The 2,166-nt window shown below is 70.3% G+C and carries 2 protein-coding genes; both read right to left on the bottom strand.

All coding sequences use genetic code 11. The features are described from left to right. Positions 1-29: 29 nt before the first annotated feature. Positions 30-1,526, bottom strand: a complete 1,497-nt coding sequence (locus KV557_RS41625; protein WP_374106736.1) for an ISKra4 family transposase — start codon at positions 1,524-1,526, stop codon at positions 30-32. Between the two features lie 23 nt (positions 1,527-1,549). Beyond that, positions 1,550-1,969, bottom strand: coding sequence for a hypothetical protein (locus tag KV557_RS41620; protein ID WP_256178746.1), 420 nt, complete (start codon positions 1,967-1,969; stop codon positions 1,550-1,552). Positions 1,970-2,166: the final 197 nt, after the last annotated feature.

The raw sequence follows: 2,166 nt of genomic DNA, 5'->3' as shown, positions 1-2,166 counted from the left end.
GGGTGCAGATCTAATGAGGGTTCTGGCGATCACGCCGCTGGTATGAGCGTGTCGCGGTATCGGGCCTGGTGATTGCGCGTGAACTCCTGTGTCTCGTGCCAGGCCCAGTAGGTGTCGAAGTCGCCGTTGCTGCGCAGAGCACGGAGTTTCAGAACGGCTTCGGCGCCGGAAAGGCCCCAGCGGGCTCCGGTGATATCGAGGCGGTCTTTGATCAGGTGGCGGCACGCCCCCTCGATGATCCCGGTGGCGATCGGGAAGCCTTCGGTCAGTGCGGTGTCGTAGCGCAGGTAGGCGGCCTTGTTCTTGAGGTAGCCGACGGCGTCGTCGATGCCCTTGCGTGAGCCGGGCCTGAGCCCGACGGCGTCGGCGGCGGCGCTGATCGAGGCCGCAGCCTGCTCGGAGCCTCCGGCCAGGATGGTGCGGGCGTGTCCGGCGACCCAGGCCTCGGCCGTGCGGTCGCCGGCCGGGTGCAGGCAGTGCGCGGCACCCCACAGGTATTCGAGCACGTGGATGATGTCGATGACGATGTGCACGGTGACGTTCCGGCGTGCTGCCTCGGCTCGGATGAGGTCGAGCTGGTGCCGGGCGCCGTCGACCAGCACGACCCAGGTCCGGCGGTGCCCGGGGTCGCGGGCTTCGGCCTGGTCGAATACGGCGGCGATGACCTGCTCAGCGGTATCGTTCACCGAGCCGCACAGCCACTTGGACCTGGCTTTCGGGCCCGGACGACGCTCCTTCACGGGGTCGGCGGAGTCGGCGAGGATGTCGTCGACGCCGCGGACGGCGGGCTCGGCGTCGTAGACGGTGCCCAGGGTGGCCATCCGTTTGCGACCACTCTTCTCCCCGGGTGCGAGCCTGGTCGCCATCTTGTTGCCGCTCTTGGCCGCGGCGGCCTTCGCCGTGGCTTCGCGCAGCGCCTCGGGCCTTATCACCACGCCCTTGCCGTCGGTGGACAGCACCAGCAGCGTGGCGTCGGTGCACGGCTCGGGCACCAGGGCCTGGTAGAAAGCATCGATGTCGGCCGCGGCGGCCACGGCGAGCTCCTGGACCTGCCGGTGGCCGATCCCTGCACCGGTCAGCGCGTTGACGCGGTCGACCGCCTCGGCGAACGAGCCGCGGGCGGACTCGGTGGCGGCGAGCCTGGCCAGCCCATGACTGTGCATCCCGGCCGGCATGTTCAGCGCGGCGTCGGCCAGGTGCAGATCAGCCGAGCCGGTGGCCCGGTAGGCGATCCGGGTCGCGGCGACCTTCCCGAAAACCGTGGCCAGGATCCGGGTCCGGCCCCGCTCGATCCGGGTGCGCTCGACACCGGCCGCATCGACCACCTGCCCGGCCCGCCGCTCGCGCACCGCGCGCAGATCCAGATGGTCCTGGAACAACTGCTGGGTCACTTCGCGCATCCGCGCCGCGAGCAGGTCCTCCAGCCCTGAATGCGTCAACGCGGCGGCATCCGACGACGTCAGATCCCTGGCGACCTGCTCGAACAGGCCGCGGGAGGCGGCGAACGCGATCTCGGCCACCGCCAGACCGCCAGCCTCCAGGGCGGCGCTCACCAGCCCAACTCCCGTCCGTCCACCCTGAACAGCCCCGGCGCGGTCTCCGCGAGGATCCCCCGCTCCACCAGGCGCTTCAGCTTCGAGCGCATGCCCTCCACGTGGCGGGCCTCGGTCTCCAGCCCAAGCTCCACGCACACGTCCTTGCACCGCCACGCCGACCCCGACGTCGCGAACAGCGCGATGATCCGCTGGTAGTCCGGCGACATCACCGTCACATCGCCCGCGGCCTCGGCGGCCAACAGCGCCGCGGCAACATCGACCGGCCCGGACGCCGCCGGCACGGAGGCATCACTCGTGGCCACCGGACCGTCAGCCAGCACCTGCTTCACCGTCTCCCGCGTGATCTGCAGCCGAGACAGTTCGGCCTCCGCCTGGGACATCGCTTCGGAGAGCTCTGCGATCTGCTTGCGCAACTCCGCGACCCTGGCCCGGCATTCACTCTCCCTGGCATCCAACGCGGCCATCAATGACGGCACCACACCACCCCGCCTCACCCAGAGCCCGCACCCACGGCCGACTCACCTCGCCGACGGTAGAGACCGCCCCACACCGGCGCATCCCGAACCCCTGCGAATCACCCCAACGAGGCACCCTCACAAGATCTGCACCC

It is taken from the genome of Kitasatospora aureofaciens (assembly GCF_019192735.1).
Classification (GTDB): Bacteria; Actinomycetota; Actinomycetes; order Streptomycetales; family Streptomycetaceae; genus Kitasatospora; species Kitasatospora aureofaciens_A.
The sequence above is the reverse complement of the archived record's forward strand: the minus strand, read 5'-3'. Positions and strand labels throughout refer to the sequence as shown.